Annotated in this window: 5 protein-coding genes and 1 pseudogene; 3 read left to right on the top strand and 3 right to left on the bottom strand. The window is 67.5% G+C overall.

Going from position 1 to position 6808, the window contains the following annotated elements; translation table 11 throughout:
* Positions 1-80: 80 nt before the first annotated feature.
* Entirely contained in the window at positions 81-485 is a 405-nt protein-coding gene (locus tag AC1VAN_RS13140; RefSeq protein ID WP_033832265.1) for a hypothetical protein, read from the bottom strand.
* Positions 486-655: 170 nt separating this feature from the next.
* On the opposite strand from AC1VAN_RS13140, the pseudogene AC1VAN_RS13135 reads away from it, so the two are divergent.
* Positions 656-2434 (top strand): annotated as a pseudogene (locus tag AC1VAN_RS13135) (M3 family metallopeptidase); the annotation flags it as partial.
* A 72-nt stretch (positions 2435-2506) separates the two neighbouring features.
* Here AC1VAN_RS13135 and AC1VAN_RS13130 read toward each other — a convergent pair.
* Both AC1VAN_RS13130 and AC1VAN_RS13125 read right to left on the bottom strand, forming a co-directional pair.
* Positions 2507-3307 carry an SDR family oxidoreductase gene (locus tag AC1VAN_RS13130; protein ID WP_313116052.1) on the bottom strand — a complete coding sequence of 267 codons (801 nt, stop codon included), beginning with the start codon at positions 3305-3307 and terminating at the stop codon, positions 2507-2509.
* Positions 3304-3870 carry a DUF1415 domain-containing protein gene (locus AC1VAN_RS13125; RefSeq protein ID WP_025877318.1) on the bottom strand — a complete coding sequence of 189 codons (567 nt, stop codon included), beginning with the start codon at positions 3868-3870 and terminating at the stop codon, positions 3304-3306. The genes AC1VAN_RS13130 and AC1VAN_RS13125 overlap by 4 nt, the downstream gene beginning before the upstream one ends.
* 195 nt (positions 3871-4065) lie before the next feature.
* Between AC1VAN_RS13125 and AC1VAN_RS13120 the strand changes: the two genes are divergently transcribed.
* Both AC1VAN_RS13120 and AC1VAN_RS13115 read left to right on the top strand, forming a co-directional pair.
* Positions 4066-5532, top strand: a complete 1467-nt coding sequence (locus AC1VAN_RS13120) for a benzaldehyde dehydrogenase (protein ID WP_480985947.1) — start codon at positions 4066-4068, stop codon at positions 5530-5532.
* Between the two features lie 17 nt (positions 5533-5549).
* Positions 5550-6677, top strand: coding sequence for an NAD(P)-dependent alcohol dehydrogenase (locus AC1VAN_RS13115; protein ID WP_025877316.1), 1128 nt, complete (start codon positions 5550-5552; stop codon positions 6675-6677).
* The last annotated feature ends 131 nt before the right edge of the window (positions 6678-6808 follow it).

The following is a 6808-nucleotide window of genomic DNA, read 5'->3' as shown; positions in this document are numbered from 1 at the left end:
GGCATGGCCCGGCGCTACCACAGGACAGGTCGGCAGCGCCGGGCCATGCCCGGCGAGCGCAGCGGCGCATTGGATCGCGCTCAATACCCCGCGGCCATGAAGGCCTCCAGTACCGCATCGCGCAGCGCGTCGGGCAGGGCCTCGATCTCCACGGCGCGGTCGTCCAGGTGCAGACGTGGGTCCAGGCTGCTGGCCCGGCCCTGGGCCAGGGCCTGCAGCCACAGCAGCACGCAGATGACGAATTCGCGCTCGTGGCCCAGCCGCACCTGGCTGGCACCGCGCTCGATCACTTCGAACGGATACCATTCCTGCTCATCGCTGAACCTGCCGCCCTGGCGCTGCAGTGCCTGCAACTGCTGCAGGTGGCGCGGCGCATCATCGCCCGCATCGCACAGCGCGGCGATCCAGGCCAGTTCAGTCGGGCTGGCCGACAGCGCCAGCGTTGGTGAACGTACTGCGGATGGAGCTGGAGCCAGACCTTCCATGTGGGGCCTCCTCGACACGTTCCGCTGCGGTCTCCCCCGCGCTGCAAGCTTCAGCCGGCGGCCGTAAGGCCGACGTGAACAATGGCCCGCCGCCCCTTGTCTGCCGGCCCGGCCAGCGCCATATCGATCTGGCTGCCCGCGCTGCCGGGCCCGTACTCTGGAGACCTGCCGTGACCGTTGCCAACCCCCTGCTCGATTTTTCCGGCCTGCCGCGCTTCGAGGCGATCCGCCCCGAGCATGTGGCGCCGGCGCTGGACGTGCTGCTGGCGCAGGCCGAAGCGGCGGTCAGCGCTGCCGAGCAGGTGCAGCCGGTAACCTGGCAGACCTTCGTCACCCCGCTGGACGACGCCACCGAACGCCTGTGGCGCGCCTGGGGCCTGGTGGGCCACCTGCAGGGCGTGGTCAACACGCCGGAACTGCGTGAGGCCTACAACAGCAACCTGCCGCGGGTGACCCGCTTTGCCAGTGCGCTGGGCCAGAACCTGACGCTGTACCGCCAGTACCAGGCGCTGGCGGCCAGCACCGAAGCGGCCGGTTTTGATGAGGCGCGCCGCAAGGTGCTGGACAACACCCTGCGTGATTTCCGCCTCGGCGGTGCTGAACTGGATGCGGACGCGCAGCAGCGTTTTTCCGCCATCAAGGAGGAACTGTCGGCGCTGTCGGCGAAGTTCTCGCAGAACGTGCTCGACGCCACCGATGCGTGGTCGCTGATCGTCGAAGACCCGGCGCGCCTGGCCGGCGTGCCGGACGATGTGAAGGCTGCTGCACGCGCCGCTGCGGAAAAAGACGGCAAGGCAGGCTGGAAGCTGACCCTGCAGATGCCGTGCTACCTGCCGGTGCAGACCTGGGGCGAGGACCGCGACCTGCGCGAGATCCTGTACCGCGCCAGCGCGCAACGCGCCTCCGAGTTCGGCGACGATGCGCTGGACAACGGCGGCAACATCGATCGCATCCTTGCACTGCGTGCCGAGCTGGCCGCGCTGCTGGGCTTTGATTCCTACGCCGACTATTCGGTGGCCACCAAGATGGCCAGCGACCCCGCCGAAGTGCTGGGCTTCCTGCGTGACCTGGCCGCGCGCGCCAAGCCGTTCGCGGCCAAGGACCGCGCCGAGCTGGAGCAGTTCGCCCGCGAGCATCTCGGTATCGACAGCCTGCAGGCCTGGGATCTGGCGTTCGCCGCCGACCGCCTGAAGCAGGCGCGTTACAGCTACTCCGAGCAGGAAGTGAAGCAGTATTTCACCGAACCGAAGGTACTCGGCGGCCTGTTCTCGGTGATCGAGCAGCTGTACGCCCTGCGCGTGCAGGAAGACAGCGCGCCGGTCTGGCATGAGGACGTGCGCTTCTTCCGCCTGGTGGATGCGCAGGGCGCCCTGGTGGGCCAGTTCTACCTGGACCTGTACGCCCGCGAGGGCAAGCGTGGCGGCGCGTGGATGGATGACTGCCGCAACCGCCGCGAGCGCGCCGATGGCAGCGTACAGACGCCGCTGGTGTACCTGGTGTGCAACTTCGGCCGTGGTGCCGATGGCAAGCCGGCAACCTTCAGCCACAATGAAGTGACCACGCTGTTCCATGAAATGGGCCATGGCCTGCATCAGCTGCTGACCCGCATCGGCGAACTGGGCGTGGCCGGCATCAACGGCGTGGAGTGGGATGCGGTGGAGCTGCCCAGCCAGTTCATGGAGAACTTCTGCTGGGAATGGGACCACCTTCAGGGCATGACCGCGCATGTGGAAACCGGCGAGCCGCTGCCGCGCGCGCTGTACGAGCGCATGCTGGCCGCACGCAACTTCCACAGCGGCATGRCCACCGTGCGCCAGTTGGAATTCGGTCTGTTCGACATGCTGCTGCACAGCCAGTTCGAGGCGGCGCAGGACAGCGTGCTGGCACTGCTTGAGCGGGTGCGTGCGGAAGTGGCGGTGAACCATCCGCCGAGCTGGAATCGCTTCCCATGCCCGGCGAGCACGTAGCGCGGTGTAGGAAAGCCGCCGGGCATGGCCCGGCGCTACCGGGGCGTCCCGCTTTCAATCGGCGTAGATCATCTTCCGGGTCATGCCGCCGTCGACGATGAAGTCCTGGCCGGTGCTGAAGCCGGACAACGAGGAAAGCAGGTACACCGCCAGTGCGCCGATGTCCTCGGGTTCGCCGACGCGGCCAACCGGATGCTGGGCGTGGTCGGTGGCCGAGTACTGCGGCACGTGCCGGCGTGACGGCGCCTGCCAGGCATCGGTGCTGATCCAGCCGGGGCTGATGCTGTTCACCCGCACCGCCGGTCCCGCACTGATGGCCAGAGCGTGGGTGAAGGCCACCAGCCCGCCCTTGGCCGCAGCGTAGGCTTCGCTGTGGGCCTCGGACTGCCAGGCGCGCGTCGATGCGATGTTGATGATCGCGCCTGCGTCGGCCGACAACGCCGGCAATGCGTGCTTGCTGCACAGGAACGCGCCATGCAGCGATGACAGCCGGCGCTGCCATTCTTCCCAGTCCATGTCCTGCAGCAGGGTGCCGTGCGGCCCGGCGATGCCGGCATTGTTGACCAGGCCGTCGATGCGCCCGAAGCGTTGCAGGGCCGCCGCGATGAAGTCGCGCACGCTGCTTTCGTCGGTGATGTCCAGCCGCTGGAACGCGGCATCATCGCTGCGCTGCCATTCGGCCAGGCAGGCCTGGCCCGCCTCTACGTCCAGATCGCCGATCAGCACACGGCCGCCGGCACCGAGCACCGCCTGGGCGATGCCGCGGCCGATGCCGTTGGCACCGCCGGTGACCAGCACCACCCTGCCGTGCAGCGGCGCAGTCGGCCAGGTGGCAATCGGCGGCACCGTGCTCATGACAGGTCGTCGCCGCGCAGGCGACGGTGCCAGCCCTCGACACCGATCCGGTCCAGGGTCTGGATGTTGCGCTCGACGATCACGTCCGGGTCCGGGTAGACATCCACCGCGCGTGCCACGCTGTCTTCGCGCAGCAGGTGCAGGGTGGGGTAGGGCGCGCGGTTGGTGTAGTTGCTGGCGTCATCGGCGGCGACGCCATCGAACTGGTAGTCCGGATGGAAGCTGGCCACCTGCAGGATGCCCTGCAGGTCCAGCGCCTCGATCGCCGCATCGGCGTTGTCGAGGAAGTCGTTGTAGTCGAGGAAGTCGGTCAGTACCTGCGGATGCACGATCAGGGTGGTATCGATCTGCTCGGCCGGCGTGTCGCGCAGCAGCACCAGTTCTTCGGCCAGTTCTTCCACCAGGGCTTCGGGTGTGGTCGCGTCGCTCAGCACGATGCGGACCTGGTCCTTCACGTACACCGCCTTGGCGAACGGGCACAGGTTCAGGCCGATGACGATGCGCTCCAGCCACAGGCGGGTGGCGGCGATCGGGTCATCGGTGGGCAGGGGGGTGTCGGTCATGGCGGGCGCATCGGCTGGCGGGGGTGGCCATTGTAGGCGGGCCGCTGCAGGGGCGCCGTTCACTGTGCAGGAACTGGACAACGGCGATGCTGGAAATTCCCATTGATTCAATCCCTTGCCGACATCACGCCAATGGCCGATTGCCGACGCTGCGGGCCAGGCGTGCAATGGCGGCACGACACAGGAGGACTTTTCATGACTGCATCTTCCCCATGGCTGCCGGACGCACTCTGGTCAGGCGCCTTCTTCGACGGTCAATGGAGCGCCGCTGCACAGCGCCAGCCGGTGATCGAGCCCGCCACCGGGCACTYGCTTGGCGAAATCGGCCTGGCCGATGCGGCGCAGGTCGCACGTTCGGCGGCCGCTGCGGCGCAGGCGCAACAGGCATGGGCGGCAGCGCCGTACGAACAGCGCGCCGAGGTGCTGCGCAAGGCTGCACGCCTGGCCGAAGAAAACATCGATACGCTGATCGACTGGCTGGTCCGTGAAAGTGGCTCCACCCGCCTGAAGGCCGGTTTCGAGGCCAAGGTGACCATCAAGGCGCTGCATGAGGCCGCCGCGCTCCCTTCGCGCAGCGTGGGTGAGATCCTGCCGTCCGAACCTGGGCGGCTGAACCTGGCGCGGCGCCGTCCGCTGGGTGTGGTGGGGGTGATCTCTCCGTTCAATTTCCCGCTGTACCTGGCGATGCGCGCGGTGGCGCCGGCGATCGCGCTCGGCAATGCCGTGGTGCTCAAGCCGGACCCGCGCACGGCGGTGTGTGGTGGTGCGGTGATCGCACGCCTGTTCGAGCAGGCTGGTCTTCCGCAGGGTGTGCTGCAGATGTTGCCCGGCGACGGCGCCGCCGGTGCCGCGCTGACCAGCGACCCGCATGTGGCGATGATCCAGTTCACCGGCTCGACGGCGGCCGGACGCAAGGTTGGCGAAGCCGCCGGCAAGCACCTGAAAAAGGTGTCGCTGGAGCTGGGCGGCAAGAACGCGCTGATCATCCTTGACGATGCGGATCTCGACCTGGCCGTGGCCAACACCGCCTGGGGCGTGTACCTGCACCAGGGCCAGATCTGCATGGCCACCGGCCGTGTGCTGGTACAGCGCGGCATCCACCAGGCCTTCCTGCAGAAGCTGGTGGCCAAGGCGAAGTCGCTGAAGGTGGGTGACCCGGCACGCGAGGATGTTGCGCTGGGTCCACTGATCAATGCCGCGCAACGCGACCATGCAGCGCGTGTGGTCGACGACGCGGTGAAGGCGGGTGCCACGCTTGAAACCGGCGGCACCCACCAGGACCTGTTCTTCGCACCCACCGTGCTCGGCAACGTCAGTGTCGACAATCCGGCGTTCAACGAAGAGATCTTCGCGCCAGTAGCGGTGGTGGTGCCGTTCGATGACGACGACGAAGCCGTGCGCCTGGCCAATGACAGCGAGTACGGCCTGTCGATGGCGATCGTCTCCCGCAATGTCGGCCGCGCGCTGAAGCTGGGCGAGCGCCTGCGCACCGGTCTGCTGCACATCAACGACCAGACCGTGAACGACGAGGTCATCAATCCCTTCGGTGGGGTAGGGGCGTCCGGCAACGGCACCAGCATCGGCGGCCCGTCCAACGTGGAGGAATTCACCCAGTGGCAATGGATGACGGTCAAGGGCGAAGCCCCGGCCTATCCCATCTGATCGAGGAGAACGCAACGATGAGCAGCAACAGTGGATCGCGTGACATCACCGCAGCGGTGGTGCGCGGCAAGGAACAGCCCTTTGTCATCGAGCAGGCGCGCCTGCGCGGCCCGCAGGACGACGAAGTGCTGGTGAAGATCGTAGCGACCGGCCTGTGCCATACCGATCTGATCGTGCGTGACCAGTACTATCCGGTGCCGCTGCCGGCGGTGCTGGGCCATGAGGGTGCGGGCATCGTCGAGGCGGTCGGCCCCAACGTGCGCGAACTGAAGGCCGGCGACCATGTCGTGCTGACCTACGGCCAATGCGGCCACTGCAATCCCTGTCGTGGTGGCCACGGTGCGTACTGCCGCGATTTCTTCGCGCTGAATTTCGGTGGTGATGATGGCCACGGCCATACCGCCATCACCGATGCACAGGGCCAACCGCTGCACGATCACTTCTTTGCACAGTCGTCGTTCGCCACGTTTGCGCTGGCGCGCGAGATCAATGCGATCAAGGTGCCTGACGATGCGCCGCTGGAGCTGCTCGGCCCGCTGGGCTGCGGCATCCAGACCGGTGCCGGTGCGGTGCTCAACTCGCTGCAGGTGCGATCGGGCAGCAGCTTCGCCAGCTATGGCGCCGGTGCGGTCGGCCTGAGCGCGGTGATGGCGGCCAAGGTGGCCGGGGCCACCACCATCATCGCCATCGACGTGGTGCCCTCGCGGTTGCAGCTGGCCATGGAGCTGGGCGCCACCCATGTGGTCAACAGCCGCGAGACCGACGTGATCGAGGCGGTGCGCGCGATCACCGGGGGTGGCGCCGATTTCGCGCTGGAATCGACCGGGCGCCCGGAAGTGCTGTCGGCCGGCATCGAAGCGCTCGGCGGGCTTGGCATGATGGGCGTGGTCGGTGCGCCGAAGCTGGGCACCACTGCCAGTTTCGATGTGAACAACCTGCTGCTGGGTGGCCGCAGCATCCGTGGCATTGTCGAGGGTGACAGCGTGCCGCAGGTGTTCATTCCGCAGCTGGTGACGCTGTACCAGCAGGGGCGCTTCCCGTTCGACAGGCTGGTGAAGTTCTATCCGCTGGAGCAGATCAACCAGGCGGCCGAGGACAGCACGCGGGGGATTACGCTGAAGCCGATTCTGCGGATCGCGGCGTGAGGTGAGGGTGGGGTGGGTTTGCAGGGCTGCGCCCTGCACCTGCCGAATCAACGGCAACGGCAACGGCAACGGCAACGGCAACGGCAAAAGCGGGCATTCCGTGGGATGGCGGGGTGGGTCCGGTTGCGGGG

It is taken from the genome of Stenotrophomonas sp. 05L44_2 (assembly GCF_056665995.1).
The sequence above is the reverse complement of the archived record's forward strand: the minus strand, read 5'-3'. Positions and strand labels throughout refer to the sequence as shown.